Raw genomic sequence first — 26,214 nt, 5'->3', positions numbered from 1 at the left:
CGCCCGCAGTCAGGCATGCCTGCCTTCGACCCAGCCCTGGTGCGCGCGGAAACGCGCCGCCGTACCGGGATCCCCATGCTTGGTCTGCCGCCGCGACAGCGCCCGCATCAGTTGCGCCATGCCCACCGCGCTGCCTTCGCCGGCCGCCAGGAACGCCGCCTCCAGCGCGATGGTCTGGATGTCCCCGCCCGTCAGCTCGAACTGCTCGGCGACAAAGGCATAGTCGATATCGCCCGCCAGCGGCACCTCGGCCGGGAACATGCCGCGCCAGAGCTGCTCGCGCAACACCGCGTTAGGACGGCCGAACTCCACCGTGTAGTGCATGCGCCGGGCAAAGGCGGGGTCGAGGTTCTTGGCCAGGTTGCTGGCCAGGATCACCACGCCGTCATGAGTTTCCATGCGCTGCAGCAGGTAGGCCACCTCGATATTGGCATAGCGGTCGTGCGCGTCCTTGACCTCGGCGCGCTTGCCGAGCAGGGCATCGGCTTCGTCGAACAGCAGGATGGCGTCGGCGTCCTGCGCGGCGCTGAAGATGCGCTCCAGGTTCTTCTCGGTCTCGCCGATGTACTTCGAGACCACGCTGGCCAGGTCGACGCGGAACAGGTCCAGGCCGGCGTGGTTGGCCAGCACCGACGCTGCCATGGTCTTGCCGGTGCCGGAGGCGCCGGCGAACAGCAGCATCAGCCCGGCGCTGCGGCCGGTGCGGCCCTGCATGTTCCAGTCGCCGAACACCCGCTCGCGGCACGCGATGGCGGCGGCGATTTCGTGCAGCAGCTGCAGCGTGGTGGCGGGCAGGACCAGCTGCGGCCAGCGGTGCGGGCGTGTGGCCAGCTCGGCCACCTGCGCCAGCCCCTGCGCGGCAAGCTGGCGCGCGGCGCGGTCGAGCGCCTCGTGGCCGCTGGCGATGGCCGGGTCGGCCGCCCACAATGCCTGCGCGGCGCGCACCGCCTGCCGGATGCGGGTGCCGGACAGCGAGAAGCGCACGGCGAGCGTGTCGGCCATGCTCGTGGCCGGCTGTCCCGCATCGGCCAGCCGGGCGTCGTGGATGGCATCGGCCCATTCCTGTGCGCGCTCGCTGCCGGTGGCGGCGGGCAGCGTGAAGGGAGTCAGCGGCAGGCGCGACAGCGCGGGCAGGGGGCGCCAGTTCGGCGGCACCAGCCACAGCACGTCGAGGCCGGCGTCGAGCGCGCGCCGCAGCGCGGCGGCCAGGCGTTCGTCCGCGGCGGCGTCGCGGCTGGTGCCGCCGGCATCGTGCAGCACCAGCGCGGCGTGCGCGAGCCGGGCGGTCAGCAGCGGGGAGGTATCGGCCAGCAGGGAGTGCGGTGCCAGGTGCAGCGCGTGGCGGCCGCGGCGGGCCAGCAGGCGACGCGCCCAGCCGGCCTGGCGTTCGGGGTCGTCGCTGCGGCAGGCGATCAACTCGCCGCAGGCGGCTGGCGTGCCGATGGCGTCGGCAACGGCTTCCAGCCAGGGGTCGTCCGGGCCTGCCATCTCCTGCGCGGCGGGCGGGATGCCGAGCAGGAATTGCGCGAGCGGCGGCGCCAGCGCCAGGCCTTGCCCGAGCGTGCTGCGTTGCTCGCCGCTGTCGGCCAGCACCAGGAGCCCGGCCGCGGCCAGCGTGCCGATGCGGCCGCGCAGCGCGGCGGCGTCATGCGGGACCACGTCGGCGCCGAGCAGTCGCCGCGCCATGTCGACGGTGGCGAGCTTGCGCGTGATGTCATTGTTCAGGTAAGCGTAGAGCGTCTCGTAGCGCAGGTCGAGTTCAGGCGCGAGCACGATGAACAACAACTCCAGATCGTCCGGCGCCAGCGCCAGCCGATCGCCCAGCAGCGCCAGCGGCGAGCCCGCGTTGAAATGCTCGCGCCACTGCGCGGCCTGGCGTGTCAGCGCGCCGGCGGGATCGGCATCGGGCTGACCGTGCTGCCCGGCCTGCTGGCGCAGCAGCGCATCGACCTGGCGGTCGGAGATATAGAGGCCGCGCAGTTCGTCGAGCGACAGTTCATAGCGTGCGCGCAGGCGCAGGATCTCGCGCTCGACCACGCAGTCCAGCCACAGCCGTTCATTGCCGAAGGGGTGCGCCTTTGGCCATGGCGCCGGCATCGGTGCCTGTGGGCCGCCGGCGATGAGCGGGTCGAGATCGCGGCGCATGCGTTCACTCCGTGCAGTGCAGGCGCAGGTGGCGCTGGCCCGGCCAGGCCAGGCGCAGCCGCGCCATGCCGTTCAGGCTCAGCAGCACGTGCAGCGGCGGGCGCCGCAGCGAGAGGGTCCAGGCCGCCGCGCCGGCACCGTCGCGGTGGGCTTTGCCGCCTGTATCGAGCACGTTGGCGAACAGGTACGGCAAGGTGCAACAGGCCGCGCCCGGAATGCGGAAGGCAGTGCGCCTCAGCGCGGCCTGCGCCAGCGTGGCGAAGGTGTCCTGCCAGGCCGGCGGCAGCGCCGCCAGCACCGGGCTGGCACCCAGCAGCGCAAGGTCCTGGCGCAGCAGCCGCGTCAGGCGCAGCCGCATGGCGAACGGCAGCGGGGCGGACTCGGCCAGGCCAGCCGGTGGCGTCGTGGCATGCAGGCGGCAGGCGCTGCCGGGCTCGATCCATACCTCGGTGCGGGTCGGGCCGGCCGGCACCCGCAGCCGCGCGACGCCGGTGAAGGCACAGCGGCGCAACAAGGCGGCCAGTGCCAGGGCTGGCGCTTCGGCGTCCGTGGCGGCCAGCCAGTCGTGCAGCGCTGGCAGTGAAAGGCCTGGCGCCACCTGCAGGAAGGTGCGCCAGAACGGGTCGCGCCACACCCGTTCGCCACGATGGCCGGCGGCAATCGCCAGCGCCAGCAGCGCGGCAAGGTCGCGCGCGCTGCCGGCCTTGGCTGGCGGCGCGGGCAGTGCGCTGGGCCAGCCGCCGTCGAACAGGTCATGCAGGGCAGGCAGCAGCCACGCGAGGCCACCGCATGGCGCGTCAAGCTGTTCCGTCGCGGCGTCGGGTGTGGATGGCGCGCGCTCGTGCTGCACCTGCCTGGACTGCGCTGCCAGCGACGCCATCGCCGCACGCACAGGCTGCGGCGTGGTGGCGAGCAGCACCAGCCAGTCGGGATCCGTGGCGGAGACAGGCTTGCTGTCGATGACACCGCGCGCGGCAAGACGCCCCAGCACGGCGGCGGGCGTGTCCTCAGGCATCGACAGCAATGCCGCCAGCCAGCACAGCGCGCCGATGCCAGCCTGCTGCGCCGCGCCGCCATGCGCGAGCAGCCACAGTGCCAGCAACGGCGGCGTGACGCCGCCGGGCGACGCCTGCCGCCATGCGCTGGCGGCGAGCTCCAACGCGCCGGCTCCGGCAGCCTCGCTCTCCTGCTCATGCCAGCAGGACAGGATGCGTACCGCCTCGCGCTCGCCCAGCGTTGCCAGCAGCATGGGCCAGCTTGCCCTGTCCAGCAGCGCCAGCGTGGCGCGACCGGCGGCGGCGTCTTCAGTCAGCAGCGTGCGGACGGCCGCGCCCGCCGGCAGCATGCGCAGGCCGGCAAAGCGGTGGAAGAGCCAGCCGTCCCAGCCGTCGCCGCGCAGCAGCCGTTCGATAAAGCGCGCATGGTAAGCCGCGCGCGAGGGCATCCTGATGGCGTCGCCAGCGGGGTCCGCCAGGGCGTGCGCAAAGGCCAGCGCCAGCTGGCGCGACCAGTGCCGCACGATCTGCTCGGTGGGGCACGCGGTATCGATCTCGCACTCGATCTCCAGCCGCGGCAGCAGCACCACGGCGTCGTCATCCAGCCCGAGCGCGTCGAGTTGCTCCGCCAGCGCCTGCGCCAGTTGCGGCGCCAGCGCGTCGAACTGGTGGCCGAGCGCGGCCGGCGCGGGGTGCGCGGCAGGCACCGTGTACGCGTTGTGCCACTGGCGGATGCGCAGGTGGGCCATGGCTATGCCTGCATGGCGGCGGCTGTGGCAGCCTGCTGCGCGTCGATGGCCAGCAGTTCTTCCAGCACCTGCGCGGCGCCGCCGATGCGCAACAGCTGCTCGCGCAACGTGGCGGCGCGCGCCTCGGCCTCGGCCAGCAGGCGCTGGCCCGCGCTGTACTCGCCGCGCAGCGTGGCCAGGCGCGCCTGCAGCAGGCTGCGCTCGATGGGCGCGTTGGAGGCAACGACGATGGCCTGGTCCATGGCGGCTCCTTTCAGTTGCGGGGCCCGTAGGCGATGAAGTGGAAGGCGTTGTCGACGAAGCTGCCTTCGGATGGCGGCGTGACGTCGCGGGCGACCAGCGTGAAGCCGCCGGGGCCGACGTTGCGCACGGTGCAGACCTGGTCGTCGTTGGCCGAGTCGACCAGGCTGGCGACGATGACCGGCGTCGCGGTAAAGGCCGGCGCGAAGCTGACGGTGTACTGGCCGGTGCCGTTGCGCGTCACGTTCCAACCGGTGCCGGCGGAGCCGCCGCCCGCGCTGGCCTGCCCGGCCACGACGCGCATCTCGGCCAGGCCACCCACCGCGAAGTAGTCGCCGTTGTCGCCAAGCCGGACCGCGCCGCGTACCTCCAGCGTGCTGGCCGGCGCGGCGGTGCCCAGGCCCATGCGCCCGGCCGGGGTCACGGTCAGCTTGTCGCCATTGCTCCACAGCCGCGCATTGCCGCCGCTGGCGTACCAGACCCAGCGCTCGCCGTTGCCGGGGCTGCCGATAAAGGCGCCGGTCTCGCGGTTCTCGAAGGAAAACCCGGCACCGCCGCCGCCGCTGTGGATCTCGCTGCCGAGCACGTGCAGCGTGCGCGACGGCGTCAGCGTGCCGATGCCGACGCTGCCGCCGAACAACGCCAGGTCGGGCGAGTTGCCGCGGGCCTGGCCGATCCAGCTGGAAAATTGCGCGGCCGCCTCGTTACCGTTGCCGACCTGCTGGAACTGGACCCGGGGCGGATCGTCGAAGTCGCTCAGCACCAGCAGCGGCGCCAGTTGCGGGCCGTACTGGAACCAGGCCTGGCCGGCATCGGGCGCGCCGCTGTTGCCCATCTGCAGCCACTTGCCGTTGCCCACCGCATTGCCCTGCGGCGAGGGCACGCCCTGGATGTCGAGCCGTGCGCCCGGCGTCAGCGTGCCGATGCCGACGTTGCCGCTGGCCGCCTCGATAAACAGGTTGCTCAGCGTCGGGTCCGCCTGGGTCACGTTCAGGCCGTTCTTTGCCGGGCCCATGTTGATCTGCCATGCCAGCGCGCCGCCGGTGCCTTCCAGCCCGACCAAGCCGCCGTTGGCGGCGAGCGCTCGTACCGTCAGCGGCAGGGCCAGCGCCTTGTCGGTGCTGCCGATGCCGACCCGGCCGTTGTGCTGGATCGCCACGCCGGCGGTATAGCTGAAGCCGATCGCGCATGGATCGGTGCCGGTCGGGGTGGCGGCCCCGAGGGTGAGCCGGGTCGGACCGGCGCTGCCTTGCGGCTGGCCCAGCAGCACCCGCAGGTCGACCCCGTCGACGGCACTGGGGGCGGCGCGCTGGAGCGCGGTGACGATGCCCAGTGCCAGGTAGTCGGTGCCGCCGGCATCGACCCACTCGGCGCGCGTGCCGTAGTAGCGCAGGTGGCCGCGCGCGCGCGTGTCGGCGTCGAGCCAGACCGGTTCGCGGAAGTGCGGCGTGTCGGGGTCGCTGGCGCAGAACACCAGGTCGGTGGCGGCGGGCTGGTCGGCTTCGCACAGTTGCTCCACCGGCGTGGCGCCCGCGCGCGGGATCCAGCGCCCGCGCAGCCGCAGCAGGCCGCCGGTGCCGTGCAGCGCCTCGCCGATCCAGCCGGAATGCCGGCGGAACAGGCGCGACTGGGTGGCGCTGGCGGGCGTCGGTTTCTTTAGCGTGCCGCCTTGCCACAACACGCGCCCGACCGGGATCAGCCACAGGCTGGGATCGTCGTCGCCGGGAAAGCGCTGCGCCGGCACCGAACCATCCGGCGCGACCGGCTGCAACGGCAGCAGTGCCCCCGGCGCCTCGCGCGCATCGCCGTAGCGGTCGTCGCCCAGCGCCACGCCGCCCTGGCGGGTCTCGATGGTCTTGCGCTCGCCCACCTCGACCAGGAAGGACTCGACCACGCGGGCATAGGCGTCGGTGGCGCCGCACACTTCGAAGCCGGGGCGCACGCCCTGGCCGGCGGCCTCGTCATAACGAATCCATATGTTGACCAGCCCGGCGGGCTGCCCGGCGAACAGGCCGGCGTCGAGCGGGAAGGGCTCGGCCACGACGACAGCGCGGCCGTAGCCGTCGGTGGCAAGCCCCGGCGTCAGGTAAGCCTCGACCGTGCCCTGCGGCGAGTCCTGGTAGACCAGCTCGATGCCTGAGGCGATGCCCCAGCTGTGACTGGCCAGGTGGTGACGCGCCAGCAGCGTGCTGAAGTAGCGCAACAGCGCCTGCAGGTCCTCGGCGCCGAGATACTGGCCCTCGAAGAAGCGCGGCCGCTCGGCAAATTCGGTGGTCATGGCGCAGTCCTCCTAGCCGGGTTTGCGGCCGCCGCGCTTGGTGGCCGGCGCGGGCTTGGGCGCGGGTGCGGGCGGCGAAGCTGCCGCCTTGAGCCGTTCGATCTCGCTGGCCTGCGCCTTGACGCTGTCGCGCAACGCGTCCATTTCCGTGCGCAGCGCGGCCATCGCGGCCATCGCGTCCGGCGCGGCGCTGGCAGTGGCGGCGCGCCCGGACAGGCCGAGCGCCATGTCCAGCAGCGGCTCGATGGCGGCGGCCACCGCCGGGCGCATCAGCTGGTTCGCCAGTACGAACTGCGGCAGGTTGGCGGTCTCGGCGGCGGACAGCCGGTTGGGGGCTTCGCCGCCGTTGCCGGGCCGCATCATGCTTTCGGCCAGCGCGCTGAATTCCAGCGTCTTGCCCGTGCGCGCCAGCGCGGCGCGCAGCAGCGCGGTAGCGCCGGCGATGCGCTCGGGCTCGGCCACCGCGGGGTTCAGCAAGTCGTTGGCGCGCTGGTAGGCGGCATTGCCCAGCTGGATGTCGGCGTTGTCGCTGGCGGCGCCAGAGGCCGCATCGGTGTCCGCTTCGGGGTGGGACATCTCCGCGCGCATCGTGAACATCCCGGGCTGCTCTCCGGCGATGTCGCGCGGCAGGATGCCGCCGATGTCGAAGCAGCACAGGCGCTCCAGCAACTGCCGCAGCTGCTTGCCGAACGGCAGGATGCCGAGCCAGTACTGCAGTGACGGGAAGGTGGTGGCGAACTTGCGGTGCACGGTCCAGTTGCACACGCGCATTACGCGGCAGGACTGCGCGCCGCAGCCACCGGCGATATGCAGCGACGCCAGTGGCACGCGCACCTCGCGCGTGGGTGCGGGGCACGGCGGCAGCAGCGCGGAGCAGATGCAGGCGAGCACAGCGTCCAGCCACACGATCATCAGCAGCACCACCGCCAGGTAGATTGCGCCGGCATTGGCGAGCGTGCCCGCTGCGGGGTAGGGAATGGCATTGAACTGCGCCATCAGGTCGCAGTTGTAGCTGCCGTGGCTGGCGAAATAGCGCCGCAGCTGCATGCGCGCCGCGCCGAGCCACTGGTACCACGCCTGCGCCTCGGCCGCGGTCGCGGGTACCTTGAGCGCGCCGGGCAGCTTGGGCATCTGCCTGACCAGCAGCTCGACGCAGCAGCGGAAGCGCTGCATCAGTTCGGATTCGGGGTTGAACGCCTGGTTGTTGCCTGCCGCGCCCCCGACGGTGCTGTCGGTGGTCCCGACCGGGTCGGGGGCCTGGTCGGGCGGCTTGCGGTAGACCTCGAAGGCAAAGCCCTCGCAGATCACGGTGGGTTCGCACTGCACCGGCGCGCCGCGCGGCCTGGCCAGCGTGGCGCCGTTGCAGCCGCATTTCTTGCCGCCGCAGGCCCCCCCGCAGCCGCACTTGCCGCCATTGCCGCCACAGGCGCAGCTGTTGGCGGTGCAGTCCGGCGCCGGGCGCAGCGGCTTGACGCCGTGCGCGGGCGCTTCGGCGTAGCGGATCGCCAGGATCCACTCCTCTTCGCCGGCGTCGCACTGCTGCGGCGACGGATGCTTCATCGGTTCGCACTGCTGCCAGCGGTGCTCGGCATCCTTGCAGCGGCGGATCAGCTCACACACATCGACGCTGACCGCCTCGCACACCACGATGTCGTCGCCGCAGGGGCTGAGCGCATAGCCGCAGCCGACCGCGACGCCGTCGCCGCACGGATTGCAGGTGACTTCCAGCCCGTTGACCACGCCCCAGCCGTGCAGCTGCCGGTTGTGCAGCCGGTGCTTGCCGCGAATATAGCCGTCGAGCCGGTTCAGGTCGTCGGCGGTCAGCACCTGGCCGGCGAAGAAGCGCGGCCGGCACAGGCACTCCAGCATGCCGCAGGTGCCGCACACGCAGGGCTCGGGCGGGCAGGCGGTGGGGCTCTGGCCCTGCCGCTTGCGATAGAGGTCGTTCACGGTGTTCATGGCCTGGTGCTCCCTATCCTCGTACTACGGTCAGCCAGCTTTCGAAGGTGCCGCCCTCGATGCCGTCGCCGCTGACGCGCTCGTCCTGCGGCTCCAGCCATGTCGGCACGTTGCCGGGCTGCGGCGGATTGGGCGGCGATGGCGGGATCAGCTTGGGGATGTGGTCGGCATCGAGCGCGCGCAGCTGCCTGGTGTCGTGGTGCAGCCCGCGGATAAAGTCGCCGTTGACCAGCAGCCGCAGCTTGGCCGGCTTGCCCTCCATGGCCTGGACGAGCCTGGGCAATACCCGCTGGCCAATGCGCACGGCCGTGGCCATGCCGTCGGCATCGATGCCGGGATCGAACTGCGTCTGCGCATCGCAGTCGCGTTCCAGCTTGCCGGGCTCGATATCCTCGCGCGACAGTGGCAGGTCGCACCAGCATTGCAGCGGCAATTCGACCAGACGGCCTTCGTGCTGCACCTGCAGGTGGATCGAGTCGGCATGCAGGTCGCCGGCCATCACCGGCGAGTCGAACGCCACCACCAGTCCCTGGCCGATGGCGCCGAAGGGAATGCGTTGGGCGTGCTTCCAGCTGATGTCGCAGATGTGGGGCAGGGCCCAATCCAGGCCATCGCCGGGTTTGCCCGGCTCGCCCTGTTCGCCGGGATCGCCTTTGTCACCCTTGTCACCCTTGTCACCTTTATCCCCTTTATCGCCTTTGTCACCCTTATCGCCCTTGTCACCTGTCTGCCCCGGCAGCCCGGGGTCGCCCTGTTCCCCCTTGGCGCTGGTGCCGCCGCAGCAGTGCTCCAGCATGCAGCGCACCGCCAGCGCCAGGTCGGCTACGCTGGGCACGGTCGCGCGCCAGGTCAGCATGTCGATGCGGGCGATGTTGGCCGCCGCATCGGCGAGCGGGTCGCTGGGCGGCACGGTCGGGTCTTCCAGCTTGCGCTGCGGGCGATAGCGCGCGATCGTGGCCAGCGTCACGCAGTCCGGCGCGGGGCAGGTGGGGCAAGGGTGGGGGTCGAGGAAGTCTTCGCAATGGGTCGCCTCGATCGCGGCAATGGCGGCGCCATCGTCATAGACGGCCCACAGCCGCTCGCCGATGAGCGCCAGCGCGTCGCCGCCCGGGCCGATCTCCAGCGCGTTAGACAGCAGCGCCGGCTGCCCCTGCTGCATGCGGCGCAGGTCGACCGCGACGATGCGGCTGTTGCCGGTGGCGGGCTGCATCAAGACATAGCCGAAGCGGCCGCCGGGTTCGGTGACCAGCGCAACCGGGGGCGAGGGCAGCGGGTCCTGGTGCAGCAGCGTGCCGTCCGGTTTGGACAGCGCGATGCGCTGGCCGGACTGGTCGGTCCAGGCGAGCAGGTCGAGGGCGTCGGTCTTCACCGTGGCCAGCGCACTGACGTTGGTGCCGGACAGGCCAAGCGCGGCCGGCGTCAGCGCTGCCGCGGTCAGGTCGACCGATTGCATCGCGCCGCTGGCCTGCGCCAGGTACAGCATCTTGCCGTCGCTGCCGAGCGCCCAGGCGGTGGCGGTGAACCCGTTCAGCGTGGCGTCGAGCACGGCAGTCAATGTGCCGGGCGCGACGTCCACGGTGAACAGCAGGCTGTCGCCGCCGCCGACCACCAGCGCGGCCACGCGGTTGGGGCCGATCGACATTACCCAGGCTTGCGTGGCGCCAGCCGTGCCCGGCAGTTCGAGCGTTGCGTCTTCGGCGCCGGCGAACGCGCCGGGCGATGTGGCATCGAGCAGCGCCAGCCGTGCCGGGTCGGCCGCGGTGGCGCCGGCGACCAGTGCCACCAGCCGCGTGCCGTCGCCATTCACGGCGATGCCAAAGACCGCGGTGGTGACATTGTGGGTGGCGATATACGCCTGGTTCGACAGCCACAGCTGCTGCACCGTGCCACCGCCGCACGACAAGTCCGCGGCGAGATAGGCGCGCTGGCTCGCCTCGTGCAGCGCCACCGCGCGCGCGCCGTCCAGCGTGACGCTGGCCTGCCACGTCAGCGTGGGCGGCTGGGGCTGCGCCGGCGGCACCGCCGGCAGCTCCGGATCGACCATCACGTCGAACTCATAGCTTTCCAGGATGCGATTCGGCGCGCAGCGGGAGTCATCGCAGCCGCATTCGTCATACAACACCGGCACTTCCTCGGTGGGGCACTCGCGGTAGCGGAGGCACAGCAACAACAGGTGGTCCGCGTTGTCGGGCTGCTCGATCAGCGTGCGGACCGCCGGGAAGCAGGTGATGTCCAGTGTTTCCTCGTCGATCACCAGGATTTCGTTGCCGCAGCAGTCGAGCGCCGCGCCGGGCCTGACCACCACATAGCGGTCGCGGCAGGCCGGGTTCGGGTGCGCTACCACTTCCAGCCCGCAGATCACGCCGGTGCCGTGCAGCCGCGCGTGGTGGCGGCGGAATTTCTCCACCACGTAGGCCTGTTCCACGTCGAAGTCCGGCACGTCCATCAGCTTGCCGAAGAAGTAGTGGTTGCGCAGCGGGGTCTGCACCTCGCAGCTGGGGCAGGGTGCGTCGCAGCAGCCAGTCGGGGTATGCATTGCGTTGCCCATGGTTCAGACCTCTCGTCGTTTGGCCGCTGTCGTGGCCAGCTACAGCCATTACTGCATGGTGGTGTCCATCCCCACGCGCCGCGTGCCCACACGCAAGGCGCGCGCGGCGCCGTCGCGGTCGGCGCCGCCCAGCACGGTGCCGCGTCCCAGCCGCATCGCATCCAGCGCAACTGGCGCCGCGCGGTAGCCGATCACGGCATCCAGCCCCAGCATGGCCTGCACGCCGATGCGGAAGCGGGGCTCCACCGGCACCAGCGTGGCTTGCACATGGGCCGGCACATCGGCCTTGAGCAGTTGCGCCAGCGCGCGTGCCAGCGACGGATCGCGCACGCACGCGGCGGGCACGAACACCGACAGCTTGTGCGCATAGACATGGAAGGGATCGCGCCACGGGTCCTGCGTGGTCTTGAGCTGGGTCACGCCGATGCGCGCGCTTTCGTCCGGGCTGGCGGCGCCGTGCCGGCCGGCGTGGACGGCGCCGACGCAGGGCTCGCAGTCATCGCCGCCTTCGCTGACAGCAAGGCCCGGCAGCGGGCAGCCCGGCATCGCCACCGGCGGCGCGCCCGCGCCCAGCCGGCTGCGGCTGACGATGCGCTCGCCCCACAGGCGCGCGTTGTCGGAAAGCCGGCCGAACCCCAGGAACAGCCAGCGCCGCAGGATGTAGTGCTCCAGCAGCAGCCGCGGCGGCCGCCAGCGGAAGCGCTCGGGAATGTCGGTGGCGCACGGCACGCAAGCCGCCGTGCCGGCGCGGTGGCCGCACCAGCGCTGCAGGCCGAGAAAGAGGTAGAGCGTGTGCGTCAGCCCGCGCGGCGTGCCGCGCCAGGCAAACGCCCGCGCCGCATGCTTGATGAACGCGCGCCGCCGTGCGAGCGGCAGCGCCGACAGGCCGCTGCCCAGCCCGAGCCAGCCGGCCAGGAAGCCGAGGAAATCCTGGCGCCCGCCGGCGGGCGCCGAATTCGGGTCGAACAAGCGCGCCTGCGTGTCGATCTGCCGCTCGATGTCGCGGAACTGGCGGTCGAACAGCGCCAGCCAGCGGTCCGTGAACTCGGCGCTGACCGGTTCGGCACCGAAGATCGCCGGCAGGTAGCGGCGCCAGCTGATGCGCGGAAAGTCGATCGCCACGCAGGCCAGCGACGGCGTCGCCGTGCCATTGCCGTCCAGCCGCAGGCGCAGCCACAGGAAGCGGCCGGGGCGGGCCCGCAGCATGTAGTCGATACCGTCGAAGGCGGTGGTGCCTTCCGGCTCGGGATGCAGCGCCAGCGCGGGCTGCCAGTCGCCGCTCTCGAACAGGTCCGCCGCTTGCAGCGCGGTTTCGGCGGTGAGCACGTCGATGGCGAGCCGGGTATGCGCGGGCAGGCTGGCGCCAAGGACGATGCGGTCCCACACGCAATCGGAGATGCCGCTGTCGAGCGTCTGCGAGTGCCACGTGCCGGTGGCGGGCCAGGCATCGGGTGGATCGTCGGGCGGCGCGTCCAGCAGCGTGCCGGACGGGTCGAACACGCACGGCGCGGCGCACGGCGGGCTGCACAGCGCGGACAGGTCGACCGAGCCGTTGGCATGCACCGTCAGCGGCAGCGGCGCGAAAGCACCGGTGAGGTCAGCCGGGCGCAACGGCGGATCGAGACGCCTGCGCGTGGCGGGATCGTAGAACACCACCGCCTCGGCGCCATCCGTGGCGACCAGCAGCCTGCCGTCGCAGGTGGCGGCCAGCGCGGCGACGGCGCCAAAGCCGTCATGGCGCTCCTGTACGCAGCCGGACGCGGCAAAGCGCAGCAGCAGCCCGTGCATGCGGTCGCCTACCCAGATGTCGCCGTTTGGTGCGACCGCCAGCGCCGCCGGCTGCCAGTCGTCGAGCCGGCTGCCGGGCTCGCACGGCGGCGTGGCCAGCGGCGCGCGCCACACGCCGCGTGCTGCGCCGGTGGCGGCGTTGAGCACGGCCACGCGGCGCGCCGCAGGGTCGGCCAGGTAGAGACGTCCGCAGCTCGCCGCCAGCGTGGCCGGGCCCGAGGGCACCCGCGGATCCTGTGGGCGCAGGCAGAAGGTGTCGGTGAACACGCAGGCGCACGGGTCGAAGCGCAGCAGGCGGCGGCCTCTGGCATCGAACAGCAGCAGCGCCTGCTGGCAAGGCCCGAGCGTGGCCAGCGCCATGTGCCGTGGCAGCACCAGCCCGCCAAAGCTGCCGCTGGCTTCCAGCAGCGTGCGGCCGGAACCCGGCAGCGGCAGCAGCGTCAGCGCGCCGCATTCGCCCAGCGGCCCGATGGTGGCAGCCGGCACGGCCGGCGGCTTGCCGGGCAGCGCCTGCCAGCCGAGCTGTGCGTTGAGCATCACTGTCAGCGGATCGTGCGGTGGGCGCGGCACCGGTGGCAGGTAGGGCGCGTGGGAAGCGGGCCCGGCCGGTGCCGTGGCGGCGGGCAAGGTGCAGGGCTGGTTCATGCGTCCGCCTCGCTGGTCTCGTAACGGACGCTGAGCGCCAGGGAGTCGTCGGCCAGCCGCAACAGCGCGCCGCCGCCGACCGGGACATTGGTGCAGGCCGGGTAGTCGGTGTCGTCGAGCCGGAACAGCAGGCCGTCGACGCTGACCACGCCGGCCAGCAGCAGCCGCTGCACCACGCGCGAGTAGTTGATGTCGCCGCCGAACGGCCAGCCGCTGCCGTCGGCATCCGGTTTGCTGTCTTCGCCGCCGACCAGCGGATGGAAGTAGCGCCGCAGTGCCAGCAATGCGGCCTGCTTGACCGCGGCCAGGTCGGCATCGCCGGCCACGGTGAGCGTGGCGGAGAGCCTGAGCAGCCGGTAGGTCGGCGCCAGCACGTAGAGTTCGGTGGTGGCCAGGCGGCGCTGGTCCAGCTGCGCGCAGACCTCGCGCAGCAGGCCTTCGGTGGGCTGTGGCGCGGGGTCGTCCAGCGGCTGCTGCGGATCGCTGGCCTCGGGCACGACCACCACGCTGACCACGCCCGGCACCTCGACATTGGGGAAGGCGGGATGGAACAGCGGCAGCGCGCGCGCGCGCGCCACGCCGCCGACCTGCCGCGCATGCAGCTCGAAGTCGTCGCGCGTGACGGCGCGCTCGTGGCTCTTCAGCGTGGCCGCGGCACGCTCGCGCGCGGCCTCCAGCGTCTCTTCATCGGCACCGCCGAAGGCCGGGAACAGGTTGCCCACGCCCTCGGTGTCGATGCCCGGCAGGCTGCCGCGCAGCGTGGCGATCAGCCCGGCACCGACATTGCCATGCGCGCCGCCGCCCACGCGGTAGCGCCGCGCGACGATATTGGCTGGCCGGTTCGGGTTGGCCACCGGGATGCGGCCGCCGATGCCGTGGAAGCGGATCTCGCCGGTGGTGCGGTTGAGCATGTAGTGCGCGTCATCCGGCCCGGAGGCCAGGAAGTCCGCCACCTCCTGCCACGGCTGCAGCCCGTCGCCTTCATCCACTTCAAGCAGCAGGCTGCCGGCCAGCACTGGGTGCTGGGCGAGCTGGAACACCTGGTCGGGCATGCCGGTGCTGCGCCCGGCGATCTCGGCATCGACCGACTGCGCGGCGATCGACGGAACCGTGTTGGTGCGTACCGCCAGCAGCCGCGGCGGGCGCTGGTAGGCGCCGCCGGCCAGCCGCGCGCGCAGCCAGTAGCGCGGCACGGCCACCTTGCCCAGCACCGCGCGCTGTGGGCCGTTGCGGGGTGCGGCGCCGAGCAGCACATGGCCGCTGCGGGTGAAGGCGGCGGTGTCGTCGCGCAGCGTGTCGAGCGGATACCAGTCCTTGCCGTTCCAGTATTCCCACGCCAGCGTCGCCGGCGGCGCGGTGGCCAGCGGGCTGTCGACATAGAACGGCGCGCGCGCATCGCGCCGGGCGATCCATACCGCCAGGTCGATCGGCACGTTGGGGAAGTCCAGCGGGGAGTCGAAGCCCAGCATCAGCGCATTGCCTGTCCGCACCGCCGGCCCGAAGGCGAGGAAGCCGGTCTGAACCTCCGCGTTGGCGGCACTGACGTCGGTGGTCTGCAGGCCAAGGTCGACCTGCACCGCATCGAGCCGGGCGCTGAGCGCGACCAGTGCCTTCTCGGTTTCGAACACGACGGGCCGGTCTTCGCCCGCCACCTCGGCCGCGACCTGCGTGTGCAGCGGCACGATCAGCGTGGGCTCGGCGTAGGTCGCCTGCACCGGGAAGCTCAGCTCCGCGCGCGCCGGCCGCGCCGGCAGCAGCTCGATGCCGAGCAGTTCCAGGAACTTCAGGTAGTTCAGCTTGGGCACGCGTCCCAGCCGCGCCATCAGCAGGTCGCTCATCCAGGCCATCAGCTGTACCACCGCCATGCCCGGCTCGTTGTCGTTGACGTCATCCCACTCCGACGTGTAGCGCGGGATGCGCGCCCGTGCCTCGGCCACCAGGTCGGCGTAGCGCCTGTCGTCGATCACCGGGTATTCGTTCCTGAGCGGCATGATCCTGGCCCTAGACGTAGGATTCGTTGATGTAGAACGGGTACACCAGGTTGGCCAGCGCGTTGTTGGCGCGGATGCGGTAGTCGACGCGAATCAGCAGCAGGCTGGGCTGCGCGGGGTCGAAGTCGGCCGTCACGGCCAGCACGTCGATGCGCGCTTCCCACAGCGCCAGCGCCTCGCGCACCGCGTCGACCGCCTCGGTGCGCGTGGTAGGGTCGTTGGGCGCGAACAGCAGGTCATGGATGGCGCAGCCGAACGCCGGCATCATCAGGCGCTCGCCCAGCCGCGTGCCCAGGACCAGGTAGATCGATTCTTCGATGCGCTGCCCGGCGCGCGCCAGCGCCAGCTTGCCGCGCGGCGTGACCGAGAGCGGGAAGGCAAAGCCGGTGCCGAGGAAGTCCCGTGCCATCTCAGCCTCCCAGCGCGTCGGCGACGAGTTGCAGCGCCTTGGTCAGCTCGTCGAGCGTGGTGACCACGTTCTGCAGGCTCTCGATGTCCTCGGCCGCGCCGATGGTCGGCGTCTTGATCGGATCGACCCCTGCAATGCCCATGAAGGGCTCGGCCAGCGACAGCAGCACCAGCACCGGGTCGATCGCCGACATCATGTGCTGGGCCGAGGCATTGGCGTTGGCCTGCGCGCATTCCAGCGCCGCCATCAGCTCGCTGTTGCCCTCGGCCTGCGCCGACGAGATCTGCAGCGCCAGACCGCCCATCAGCGCCAGGACGCTCTTGAGCTGGCCGATGATGCACCTGAGCAGCTTGATGATCAGCAGCAGCACGTCGCGCACGAACGGGATCATCACCACCGGCGTTGGCACCGCCAGGCAGGGCAGCACTGCTTCTGCCGCCTGCAGAAACTCCGGCACCACCTTGATCAGCGTGGGCGGGTCGGGCGGGCCCAGCGCCTTGACCACGTCGATCAGCGGCTTGATCAGCTTGAGCACCTTGACCAGGCATTCGATGCTCGCCATCACCGGCGCCAGTTGCAGCACCAGCGAGAAATTCAGCGAGCAGTCGTCCGGGATGCCCTTGGTGATATCGACGATACCCTTGAGCGTGCCGCCGGTGGGCAGCTGGATCTGCGCGCTGCCGGGCTTGGGCAGCGGGATGCAGACCGGCTTCTGCAGCGCCTTCTGCAGGGATTCGGGCAGCGGTACCTCGATCGGGACGTCCATGCTTGCCTCGCGGTGGGGTCTGCGTCGGTTGGGCCAGACTTCAGATCGACCCGCCGGTGGGCCGCACCAGCCGGTCGTTGATGGTGATGCTGCCGACCGCGTTGATCGCCAGCGCGCCGCGCGTATTGATGCTGATATGCGTGTTGGTCATCACCACGGTATTGCCATGCGCGTCTTCGATGATCAACGCGCCCTTGTTGCCGGCCACTGGCGTGGAGTCGACCATGCGCAGCGCATGCCCGTTGCGCGAGCGGATCATGCGCTGGCGCTCGTCGGAGGACGGCGGCCGCTGCCGCGGGTTCCACAGGAAGCCGATCACATACGGGTGGTCCCACATGCCCTGGTCGAAGGCGAGGATCACTTCGTCATCCACTTCCGGCATGAAGAACGCGCCGCGGTCGCCGCCGGCCATCGGCGCGGCCACCGGCACCCAGCGCTGCTCGGGGCCGGACAGCCACGGGTAGTTGACCTGGATGCGGCCCAGGCGCTGCGGGTCGCGCACCGCGATCACCTTGCCGATGACGATGCCTGCACTGCGTTCGCTGCGGTTCATGGTGTGCCTCCGGGGGCGAGTTGCAAGCCGGTGTCCGGGTCTTCCCGGCGCGCGGTGAAGCGGGTGACATAGCCGCTGGCGTTGATCGTGTGCGTGGTCTCGGTGACGAAGAATTCGCCCGAGAGCCGCGCGCCGATGCCCTGGATGCTGACGTGCGAGCCGGCGCGCAGCCGCGGCAGGCCGACCACGCTGGCCTGCACCTTCACCAGTTCCTGCGCATGGCCGGTGAGGATGTCGAGCGCGAGCCGCCGGGCCTCGTTGCGGGTCGATACCGGGCGCGTGACCACGCGTTCCTCGCGCGGGTCGCACTGCCTGACGATCTCCAGCAGACGCGGGTTGCGCCGCAGGAAGCGCGGGTCTTCCAGGTCCGCGGTTTCCTCGATGGCGCGCTGGCCCGCGCGGTCCCAGCCGCGCACGGTCACCTTCTTGACCTGGTTGGCGGTGGTCAGGGTGGCCTTCAGGTCCACCAGGCCGGCACCCCAGTCGAGCCGGTAGGGCGTGGGCCCGCCCTTGGTGGACGGGCCAAAGTAGAGCCGGTCGCTGCCGTCGGCGGGGTCCTGCTCGATCGTTACCACGTAGCCGCGCAGCCGCGCGCGCCGCCAGAGGAAGTCGATGTCGTATTCATTTTTCTGGCCGACGAAGACCAGCGACGGTTCGTTGTCGGGGTCGGTGCGGATCGGCATCGGGATGCGGCGCGCGTCCTGGCCGCTGTTGCGCCAGTCGGGGTCCGTCAGGCCGTCGAAGCTGCGGGCGATGGCGCTGTCGGTGGTGTCGTGCCAGTTGCCGTCGTAGCGCTTGCGGCGCAGGCGGTGCAGCCGGTTCAGGCCGCGCACCGCCAGCGTGTGCGGGCCGCCGGTGGAAAAGGTCGGCTCCATGGTGGTGAAGTTGCCGGTCAGCATCTCCACCAGTTCGCTGGCGTAGCCCATCCTGATGCGCACGACTTTCGAGCAGGGTTCGAACAGCGTCTCCAGCTCATGCAGGGTGGCATCGGCCGCGCTCTTGCTGTCTTCCGAGCCGATGTACTTGTAGCGGCGGCGCGCCGGGTCCCAGTTGCCGACGGTCAGCTCGAAGCCGTCGATCTGGTCGATGTTGTCGCGGTAGGTGATGTCGACGATGTCGCGCAGCACGCTGTTCTCCGGCCGCGCGCCGTCGATGGTCAGCTCGAAGCGCGGCACGCGCAGGCCGCCCATTCCGGTGCGGGCCGATTCGCTGGCAAGGGTCAGGTATTCGTTCGCGCCCATGGCATCGCCCCTAGCGGATCGACGGCACCGTCAGCCGCAATCCCGCCGCCAGCCGGCGCGGGTCCTCGATGCCGTTTTCGTCGGCAATGGCGCGCCACTGGCCGGCGCGCTCGTAGTAGTCGCCGGCCACCGCAGTGAGCGTTTCGCCCCGTTGCAGCACGTGGGCGTGGCTGCGGTCGGGCGAACTCGGGTTCTGCTTGCCGAGCTGCTGCTCGATCGGACGCCACTCGCGCAGCACCAGGTTGACGGTGGCGCGCAGCGGGATGCCTTCCGGGGTGAACAGCGTGAAGCGGCTACGCACGCTCTCGGCCACGCCGGTGAAGCTGGTGCGCCGCTGGCTGCCGCCCCAGGCCTTGCCGACCTCGTTGCCCGGGAACTGGTCGTTCCAGATAAAGGTGACGATGGGGGGCGCGTGCAGCGCGGGGATCATCTTGACCAGCTGGTAGTACTTGTCGGTTTCCTTCGTCACCGACTGCGCGCCGATGCCCATGCCCTTGTCGGTGCTGTCGCAGAACAGCTCCAGCGTCAGCTTCTCGGCATTGCCGCGCACGAACTGCTGCAGCGGCGCATCCAGCCCGGGAATGCCGATCTCCGCCATCTGCACCTGCTTGTCGAACTGCAGCTCGGTCGGGTTGAACTGCACCGGGTAGGTGATGGTGTTGGCGGGCTTGGGCCCGACCTGCACCTTGAACTTGCCCTTGGCCGGAATCGTCATGGCGTTGCTCCGTCAGATCCGCCGGACCCGCCAGGCCCGGTCTCGCCTTCCATCCAGTCCAGGTAGCCGTTGCGGGTCGAGGTCTCGCTGGACACCTGGCGCTGATGCGCCAGCATCTGCTGCACCGCGGGCAGGAGCGCCGCGACGATGCAGCGCACGGTCTGCTCGGACAACCCGCCGGCACCTTCGACGATGCGTACGCGGCTGACCACGCTCTCGATGATGACGTCGCTCAAAACAGGCTCCTGATGGCTCCGGCGGCCTCGCCGATGGCGCCGGCCAGCGCGGCCGCGCCGCCCAGCTGGTAGAGGCCTTCGTGAGTGATGGTGACGGCTTCGACCGCCACCGCGCTCTGCTGGGCGTTGAGTTGCGGCCCGCTGTACTTGGTCGGCAGGCCACGGCGGAAGCCCCAGACCGTGTGCGGCTTGTGGCGCGCGTCGCACAGCGTGATCAGCCCGTCCTTGCGCTTGCCGGCGCCCGCCGTGAAGGCGTAGAACCAGTCGAACAGCTCGGTGCTCCTGGTCACGCCGTGGCGCAGCACGATCTCGGTATTGCGGATGCGCTTGGGGAACTTGAGCACGGTGCCGTTGAGACCGCCCTCCATGTAGTCGTCGGTCTCCATCGTCATCTCCAGCCCGCTGCATTCGCTGAAGCCGGCCACCGGTGCCGGCATCAGCGGCGACAGCGCGATCCGCGTCACCGCTGAACCAGTGGAAGCGGTCGAGTCATACAGCGTGACCAGGAAGTTGAAGCCGAGCAGCGGGTCGCGGCGGGTGGCGAGGCTCATGCGAACTCCTTGCGTTCGAACAGCGAGAACACCGGCAGGTTGTCCTGCCTGCCCACGCGCAGCACGATGAATTCGGCCGGCGCTACTGGCGCGATGCCGACCAGCGCGATCAGCTGGCCGTGCTCGCGCGCGTCGGCGTTGGTGGTGTCCTCGTCGCATCGCACGAAGAAGGATTCCGCCGCGGTGGCGCCGGCAAAGGCGCCGCGCTGCCAGAACAGCGTCAGGATGGCGATCAGGGTGGTGGCCACGGCGGCGCGCGTGGGCGCATCGTTGGGCTCGAACACGGCCCAGCGCAGCGCGATGTCGCAGGCCCGCCTGAGCGCGATCAGCATGCGCACGGTACTGACGTAGCGCCATTCGGGTTCGTTGCTGACGGTGCGCGCGCCCAGCAGCATCGGCACGCGGCCAAATTCGGCGCGCAGCACGTTGATCCCGGCGTCGTTGAGCTCGCCATGCTGGGCATCGTTGACCGCGCTGCGCACGTCGACTACGCCCCGCACCGGCACATTGGCCGGCGCGCGCATCACGCCCAGCGCCAGGTCGGTACTGGCGATGGCGCCGGCGACGTGGCCGCAGGCGGGCACGATCCTGACGCCGGCGATGCTGCCGGCAATGGGTGGCGCAGTGCCGTCGTTCTCGGCCACCGCCAGCCACGGCGCGTAGAGCGCGGCGGCGCAGGCGGGCTGCTGTTCGACCAGCATGCGGCGCCAATCGGCCAGCGCGCGGATGCCGCGGGCGCGGCTGGTGGCGCGCTCGAACGGCGCGGACAACACGGCAAAGCGGTCGCCGCGCGCCTCGCAGTCGGCGATCAGCGCGGTCTGCACGCGCAGGATGTCGGCCTCGGCAAAGACCGGCGGCAGCTCGGCGATGGCGCGCGGCTGGTGCACCCGGCGCGGCGGCGCGGGCGGCGGGCAAGTGAGGCAGGGATTGGCGGCGCCTGGCGGCAGCGGCTCGTAGTCGGGGTCCGGCTGCGGCCGGATCAGGATGTCGGGTGCGGCCACCAGCGAGATCTCGTCGATTTCCGCCAGCGCCTGCAGGCCGCGCGCCTTGCGCAGTCGGGCGAGGTCGCTGTCGCGCGGCGAGCAGGGTTCCCCGAGGAAGTCGCTGGCGGTGAGCGCGGCCAGGCCGTCGGCGCCGGGCGCGAGTGGCAGCCGCTCGCCGGACGACGCCGCCAGGGGTAACGGCGGCAGCGCGGGGGCAAGGCCAGCGATCTCGACCAGTCCGGGCGGCACGGGCAGGGTGCCGGGATTCACCGGCGGCAGGCGCAGCCGCTCCGCCCCGCTGCCATAGGCCGGCGCCAGCACGGTGCCGAAGTAGCGCGGGTGCCGCGGCGACGGGTGCAGGTCGCGGTATTGCGCGGCGAAGGCGTCGCGCCGCCAGACGTCGAGCGTGTAGGCGACACGTTCCACCGTGAGCGGCTGCGCGGGGTCCAGCGCAGGCCAGGCGAGTTGTCCGGCGCCGCGCTGGCGCGGGTCGGGGTGGACCCAGTAGAGCCTGCCCGCCGCTGCGTCGACATGCACCAGCACGCGATGCGCGCTCGCCGCCGGCTGCGCCAGCCGCACCAGCTCGCCGGGCGCAAAGCCGGCCGCGGCGGCCAGCCGTGCGCTGGTGCTGTCGGCCGACAAGGCGCGCTGCGTCAACGGCCGCTCGCGGCGCCACGCGACGCTGAGTTCGTTGCCCCAGCTGCCGGGGGAGGTGGCTGACAGCCGCCAGCGCAGCACGCCCGTGGTGTCCGCCAACAGCACGCCGGCGCTGCGCGCGCCGCCGCCGGGCGCGGCCTCGTTGTCGCCGTCGCCAAACTGCCGCGCGGCCACGCGCACCACCCAGCAGCGCAGGCCGTCGTTGTCGAAGAAGCCCCGCACCGCCCACGCCAGGTAGCCGCTGCCGAACGGGCGCCCGAAATGCGCCTGGAACTGCCGCCACGATTCCACTGCCACCGGCGTATCGAGCGGGCCGCGCTCGGCCAGCCCGATAAACGCGGCGATGTCGGTGCGCAGCACCACCGGCCCGTCGCCGGCGGCGTCGGTCCGTTCGATGCTGACGGCGGGCATGCCGTGGCGCATGGCGGTCTCCGGTGCGAGGGTTGCCGCTCAGGGCGCGGTGCTGATGATCTCGATGGTCAGGCCTTCGTGGTGCAGCTCCATGCTTTCCACGGCCACCTGGTTGCCGGTGGCGGTCAGGCTCGGCCCTTCGATCTTGTTGATCCACGCGTTGACGAAGTTCCAGCTCAGCACGTCGCGGTGGGCCTCGTTCATCAGGATCACGCTGCCGTTACGGCGCTCGTTGGCGCCGTCGGCGATATGGCGGTACCACTGCCACAGCGTGTCGTCCTGCACGTAGCCGCGCTTGAACATCAGCGGCGTGTACTTGCGCAGCCCCTGCAGCTTGCGCACATTGTTGGTGGGGTCCTTGCCTTCGCGGTAGTCGATCGCGTCGCCGTCGGCGGTCAGGCCGCTGACCTCGCTGAACGAGGCCACGATCAGTCCGTCCAGTTCGACGCGGAAGTTGAAGACCGGGAAGGGATCGATGCGGATGTCGGTGGCAGCCATGGCCTTGCTCCTCGGCTTTCGCTCATTGTTCCGCGTCGGCGGTCCACAGGCCGATGCGGATGATCACGTACTCGGCCGGCTTGACCGGCGCCACCCCGATCACCACGATCAGGCGCCCGTTGTCGATGTCGTCGCGGGTCATGGTGGTGCGGTCGCACTTGACGAAGAAGCCCTGCTCGGGCGTGCTCCCTTCCAGCGCGCCGTTGCGCCACACCGTGGTCAGGAAGTTGGTGATGCTGCGCCGCACGCGTGCCCACAGCTCCTCGGCGTTGGGCTCGAACACCACCCACTGCATGCCGCGGTCGATCGAGTCTTCCAGAAAGATCAGCAAGCGGCGCACGTTCAGGTACTTGAACTCGCTCTCGGAGGTAATGCAGCGCGCGCCCCACACACGCAGGCCGCGGTTGTTGGGCCGGAAGTCGCGCACCACGTTGATATTGGCCGGGTACGGGTTGAGGATGTCCTGCTCGCCCTTGCTGAAGTAGCGCGTCAGCCCGCTGATGCCGCGCACCACTTCATTGGCCGGCGCCTTGTGCACCCCGCGCCGTTGTCTACGCGGGCAAAGATGCCGAGCATGTGGCCGGACGGAGGGATCGGCACCTGCCGCAGGTTGGCCAGGCTCTGCGGGAACGGGTCGGGAATGGTGAGCCACGGGTGGTAGACCGCGGCATAGCGCGAGTCGTAGCGGCTGCGCAGGTCCTGCACGTCGGCCAGCGTGTCGCTGTCGGGCGGCGGGCCGTCGAGCACGGCGAAGCGGTAGCGCATTGCCTCGCACTGGTCGATCAGCGCCTGCTGCAGGGCCGCGGTGGTCTGGCCGGGAATCGCGACCAGCGAGATGTTCTGCGGGTTCTTCAGTGCCTGCAGGCCGGTGCGCAGGTCGGGCTCGTTGTGGTCGGTGCCGGCGTACATGGGATCCCCCATCAGCGACACGGCATCGCTGCCGCCGGAGAGTGGCAGGCGCGCGGGGCGCACCAGGCCGGAAGGCAGCACGTCGAGCAAGGCCTCCGGCCCGAGCCGGATCGCGGTGCGGTTGGCGATCACCGGCTCCAGGTCGAGCACGCGGATATATTGCGACGCACCTTCGGAACGCCGGTCCCAGCGCCGCAGCGGATTGCCGGCGTCGTCGGCGGGCGCTCCCGGCGTGAAGGTGGCGCCGATCACGCGCTCGAAATAACGGCTGTGGCGTGGATCCATCGACAGCTGGCGGAAGCTTTCCTGGTCCAGCAGGTTGTCGTTGCGCGTGGGCACGGCGGGGTCGGGGCGCTGGCGCAGCAGCACCGTCAGGCTCCACTCGCGCGAGCGCATGCGGGCGTTGAGGCCGGCCATCAGCGCGTTGTTGACGGCGTTCATATGCGCCGCCTGCAGCCCGGGCGGGTCCAGCAGCACCAGCCGGTTGGCGCGGTCCACCGCGCGTGCCTTGAGCAGCGCGGCGCCCGCCACGGGCGTGCCGTCCGGCGCCAGCAGCTCGAGGATGCTGCCAGGCTCGACGCCGGTCAGCGTGGCCAGTTGCAGCGACGAGAACATGCCCGGCCCGGGTGGCGGATTGGCCGCCAGCACATTGGCGTTGGCAGCGAGGCTGCTGGCCTCGTCCGCCGCGGCGATCATCAGCCGGTCACCCCAGCCGCCGGCGTCTAGCGCCTGCACCGCGAACAACCGGTTGCGCTCGGCCACCACCGCGCCCGCGGCGTGACTGAAGTCGAGGCGATCGTCCAGCTCGATCTCCAGCGGGTTGGCATTGGCCGCGGCGCCGTCGAGGCGGTGGAAGTAGGCAATGCCGTCCGCGGTGGTGAAGCGGACCACTTCCGGCAGCACCGCGCCGTAGGTGGTGCCGTCGCCGACCAGCAATTGATCGCTGCCGGCCGCGGGCGACAGCACCAGCGTGGCCGGCTGGCGCGTGGTGTCGACCGCCACGTCCTGGCGCGCGACCTCGACACCGCTGGCATGGACTGCGCTCAGCGGATGCGCGAGCTGGACCACGCCGGCGTCGGGCGAGGCGCCGCGCTCGCCCAGCATGCGCGCGATGGTCACGTATTCCTCGTCCGGAGCTATGCCGATGCGCAGCACGTCGCCGGCATCGAGGCCGAGACGGTTGTCCAGCGCCAGCGTGGCGGCGCCGGCGCCGGCGGCCTGGGTGTTGTGGCGCAGCGCGAAGCTGGCGCTGGCGCCCGCGGCGGGAGCTGCGGGCAGCGGGGCCTGCAGCGCAACCGCTCCCACCGTGGTGTTGACGGCGCTGATGGTGCCGGTATCGGCGCCGATGGTGATCGACATGCCTGGCGCCAGGCCGTCGACACTGTCCAGCGGGATCACGTCGGCGCGCAGCAGGGACTGCGCCGTATTGGCATTGCCGCCGACCGTGACCGCGGTGCCGGCGGCAGGCGCCGCCACCAGCGCGGTCGCCAGTACCACCGCGCGCAGGTCGGGCAGCACGGTCGTGACCAGCGCGGTATCGCCGGCATTGTCGAAAGTCATGCCGGTCTCGACGCCGTTGACGCTGTCGAGCGGCACCACGCGTTCGGTCGGATAGGCCACCACGCTGGCCGCTATCGCGCCCACCTGCACGGCATCGCCGGCGACCAGCGCCGGGCCAGGCAGCGGCGCGGCCAGGCGCACCAGGCCAAGGGCCGGGTTGACCGCCGCCACCACCTGGTTGTTGGCGCCGAAGGTAAAGGTCATGCCGGCGCTCATGCCGGCCACGGTATCGAGCGGCACCACCACATTGGTCGGCAGGTCCACGACCGTGCGCGCGTCGTCGGCCAGCGTGACCAGCTGGCCGATGGTGCCGGCCGGATAGGGAGCATAGGCTGGCACATCCAGCGGCAGCTGCGCCAGCGTGCCGACACGCTGCACTTCTTCCTGCGCGCTGCCGACGCCGACCACCACCAGGTTGCCCGCCGTGCTGAAGCTGGGCCCGAACAACAGCAGGCCGCCGGCGCTGGCGGCCACGTCCAGGTTGACGTTGGCGCCGGCGGGGATGTCGAGTCCGTCGACCTGCGCGCCGCGCGCATGCGGCAGCCGCAACGGGGCTTCCAGCAGCACGCGGGCCTCGGTCGCACTTAGCCCGACCACCGCGGCGGCAAACACATACTCGGCACCATCGACCTGCAGCAACTGGTGCGTCAGCGGCAGCAGGTTGGTGATCAGCGCGGCGGTGCCGATGACCACCAGTTCGGTGGCGCCGGCGCGGGTGTCGTCGCGCAGCGTGAAGGGGCTGAGCGTGGCAACCACGGTGACGGCGATATCGCGCGTCGGTGCGCCGGCCGCGTGCGAGAAATACAGCGGCAGCGTCAGCGCGGTATGGGCCGGCGCCGCACCCAGCGCCTGCACCTGGCGATAATCGGCGCGGCTGCCGTCGCCCACACGCACCCAGTCGCCGACGCCGAAGTTGGCGGGGTCGAGCACGTAGAGCCGCGGCAGGTTGATGGCCGTGCCGGTGTCCTGCAGCGCTGGCCGCAGCAGCGCGCTGGCGCCCGGCGCGGCATTGGCCAGGTCGAGGTGGAACAGGTCGCGCCGCGCACGCTCGGCCTGCTCCGGCAGCACGCGCGTCACCCAGGCGCGCTTGCCGCCGTTGAGGAAAAAGCCCTCGACCGCATGCGGCAGGTAGCTGTGCACGCGCGCGCCCGGCCCGGTGAATTCGTCCGTTGGCAGCATGCCGCCGAACAGCCGCTGGAACTCGCCGAAGCTGGTGACCAGTTGCGGCACGTTCAGCGGGCCGCGCTCGGTCACGCCGACCAGCCCGGTGGTGCTAGTGCTGACCCCCTCGATCGGCTTGTTGCTCGCCTGGGTTTCCTCGACATAGACGCCGGGTGCGAGATATTCGGGCATATTGGTTCCCCTATGCGGTTGCGGGACGGAACAG

Annotated in this window: 19 protein-coding genes; all 19 read right to left on the bottom strand. The window is 71.2% G+C overall.

Annotated features, from left to right (window positions below; all coding sequences use genetic code 11):
- Positions 1-9: 9 nt before the first annotated feature.
- The 19 genes from VSR71_RS22960 to VSR71_RS22870 are packed head-to-tail and all read right to left on the bottom strand — an operon-like array spanning position 10 to position 26,180.
- Positions 10-2,145 carry an ATP-binding protein gene (locus tag VSR71_RS22960; protein WP_342916103.1) on the bottom strand — a complete coding sequence of 712 codons (2,136 nt, stop codon included), beginning with the start codon at positions 2,143-2,145 and terminating at the stop codon, positions 10-12.
- 4 nt (positions 2,146-2,149) lie between these two features.
- Complete coding sequence (locus VSR71_RS22955; protein ID WP_342916102.1) at positions 2,150-3,889, bottom strand: hypothetical protein; 1,740 nt, start codon at positions 3,887-3,889, stop codon at positions 2,150-2,152.
- A 2-nt stretch (positions 3,890-3,891) separates the two neighbouring features.
- Positions 3,892-4,131 carry a hypothetical protein gene (locus VSR71_RS22950; protein WP_342916101.1) on the bottom strand — a complete coding sequence of 80 codons (240 nt, stop codon included), beginning with the start codon at positions 4,129-4,131 and terminating at the stop codon, positions 3,892-3,894.
- Positions 4,132-4,142: 11 nt separating this feature from the next.
- Positions 4,143-6,407 carry a hypothetical protein gene (locus tag VSR71_RS22945; protein WP_342916100.1) on the bottom strand — a complete coding sequence of 755 codons (2,265 nt, stop codon included), beginning with the start codon at positions 6,405-6,407 and terminating at the stop codon, positions 4,143-4,145.
- Between the two features lie 12 nt (positions 6,408-6,419).
- Positions 6,420-8,366: a hypothetical protein gene (locus VSR71_RS22940; protein WP_342916099.1), complete on the bottom strand. Its 1,947-nt coding sequence runs from the start codon at positions 8,364-8,366 to the stop codon at positions 6,420-6,422.
- Between the two features lie 13 nt (positions 8,367-8,379).
- Positions 8,380-10,902 (bottom strand): hypothetical protein, encoded by a 2,523-nt coding sequence (locus VSR71_RS22935; protein WP_342916098.1) that lies wholly within the window; start codon positions 10,900-10,902, stop codon positions 8,380-8,382.
- 60 nt (positions 10,903-10,962) lie between these two features.
- A complete protein-coding gene (locus VSR71_RS22930; RefSeq protein ID WP_342916097.1) occupies positions 10,963-13,347 on the bottom strand; it encodes a hypothetical protein in 2,385 nt (794 codons plus the stop codon).
- Positions 13,344-15,338 (bottom strand): putative baseplate assembly protein, encoded by a 1,995-nt coding sequence (locus VSR71_RS22925; RefSeq protein WP_342916096.1) that lies wholly within the window; start codon positions 15,336-15,338, stop codon positions 13,344-13,346. Before VSR71_RS22925 ends, VSR71_RS22930 begins: the two co-directional genes overlap by 4 nt.
- A 10-nt stretch (positions 15,339-15,348) precedes the next feature.
- On the bottom strand, positions 15,349-15,747 hold the full coding sequence (locus VSR71_RS22920; RefSeq protein ID WP_342916095.1) for a GPW/gp25 family protein: 399 nt from the start codon (positions 15,745-15,747) through the stop codon (positions 15,349-15,351).
- Position 15,748: 1 nt separating this feature from the next.
- On the bottom strand, positions 15,749-16,513 hold the full coding sequence (locus VSR71_RS22915) for a hypothetical protein (protein ID WP_135703025.1): 765 nt from the start codon (positions 16,511-16,513) through the stop codon (positions 15,749-15,751).
- A 40-nt stretch (positions 16,514-16,553) separates the two neighbouring features.
- Complete coding sequence (locus VSR71_RS22910; RefSeq protein ID WP_342916094.1) at positions 16,554-17,066, bottom strand: phage baseplate assembly protein V; 513 nt, start codon at positions 17,064-17,066, stop codon at positions 16,554-16,556.
- Positions 17,063-18,307: a hypothetical protein gene (locus tag VSR71_RS22905; protein ID WP_342916093.1), complete on the bottom strand. Its 1,245-nt coding sequence runs from the start codon at positions 18,305-18,307 to the stop codon at positions 17,063-17,065. Before VSR71_RS22905 ends, VSR71_RS22910 begins: the two co-directional genes overlap by 4 nt.
- Before the next feature lie 10 nt (positions 18,308-18,317).
- Positions 18,318-19,022, bottom strand: a complete 705-nt coding sequence (locus VSR71_RS22900) for a peptidoglycan-binding protein (RefSeq protein ID WP_342916092.1) — start codon at positions 19,020-19,022, stop codon at positions 18,318-18,320.
- Positions 19,019-19,258 carry a hypothetical protein gene (locus tag VSR71_RS22895; protein ID WP_342916091.1) on the bottom strand — a complete coding sequence of 80 codons (240 nt, stop codon included), beginning with the start codon at positions 19,256-19,258 and terminating at the stop codon, positions 19,019-19,021. The genes VSR71_RS22900 and VSR71_RS22895 overlap by 4 nt, the downstream gene beginning before the upstream one ends.
- Positions 19,255-19,809, bottom strand: a complete 555-nt coding sequence (locus tag VSR71_RS22890) for a phage tail protein (RefSeq protein WP_342916090.1) — start codon at positions 19,807-19,809, stop codon at positions 19,255-19,257. Before VSR71_RS22890 ends, VSR71_RS22895 begins: the two co-directional genes overlap by 4 nt.
- Positions 19,806-21,872 carry a phage tail sheath subtilisin-like domain-containing protein gene (locus VSR71_RS22885; protein ID WP_342916089.1) on the bottom strand — a complete coding sequence of 689 codons (2,067 nt, stop codon included), beginning with the start codon at positions 21,870-21,872 and terminating at the stop codon, positions 19,806-19,808. The genes VSR71_RS22890 and VSR71_RS22885 overlap by 4 nt, the downstream gene beginning before the upstream one ends.
- Before the next feature lie 27 nt (positions 21,873-21,899).
- Positions 21,900-22,358, bottom strand: a complete 459-nt coding sequence (locus tag VSR71_RS22880; RefSeq protein ID WP_133095682.1) for a phage tail protein — start codon at positions 22,356-22,358, stop codon at positions 21,900-21,902.
- 22 nt (positions 22,359-22,380) lie between these two features.
- Positions 22,381-22,896, bottom strand: coding sequence for a phage tail sheath family protein (locus VSR71_RS22875; RefSeq protein WP_342916088.1), 516 nt, complete (start codon positions 22,894-22,896; stop codon positions 22,381-22,383).
- The gene (locus VSR71_RS22870; RefSeq protein ID WP_342916087.1) at positions 22,848-26,180 is read right to left on the bottom strand and encodes a hypothetical protein; all 3,333 of its coding nucleotides are present in this window, start codon (positions 26,178-26,180) and stop codon (positions 22,848-22,850) included. The genes VSR71_RS22875 and VSR71_RS22870 overlap by 49 nt, the downstream gene beginning before the upstream one ends.
- Between the last annotated feature and the right edge of the window lie 34 nt (positions 26,181-26,214).

Origin of the sequence: Cupriavidus oxalaticus (genome assembly GCF_038900635.1) — a bacterium.
GTDB classification, from domain to species: Bacteria; Pseudomonadota; Gammaproteobacteria; order Burkholderiales; family Burkholderiaceae; genus Cupriavidus; species Cupriavidus oxalaticus_B.
This window is presented reverse-complemented; position numbering and strand designations above follow the sequence as displayed.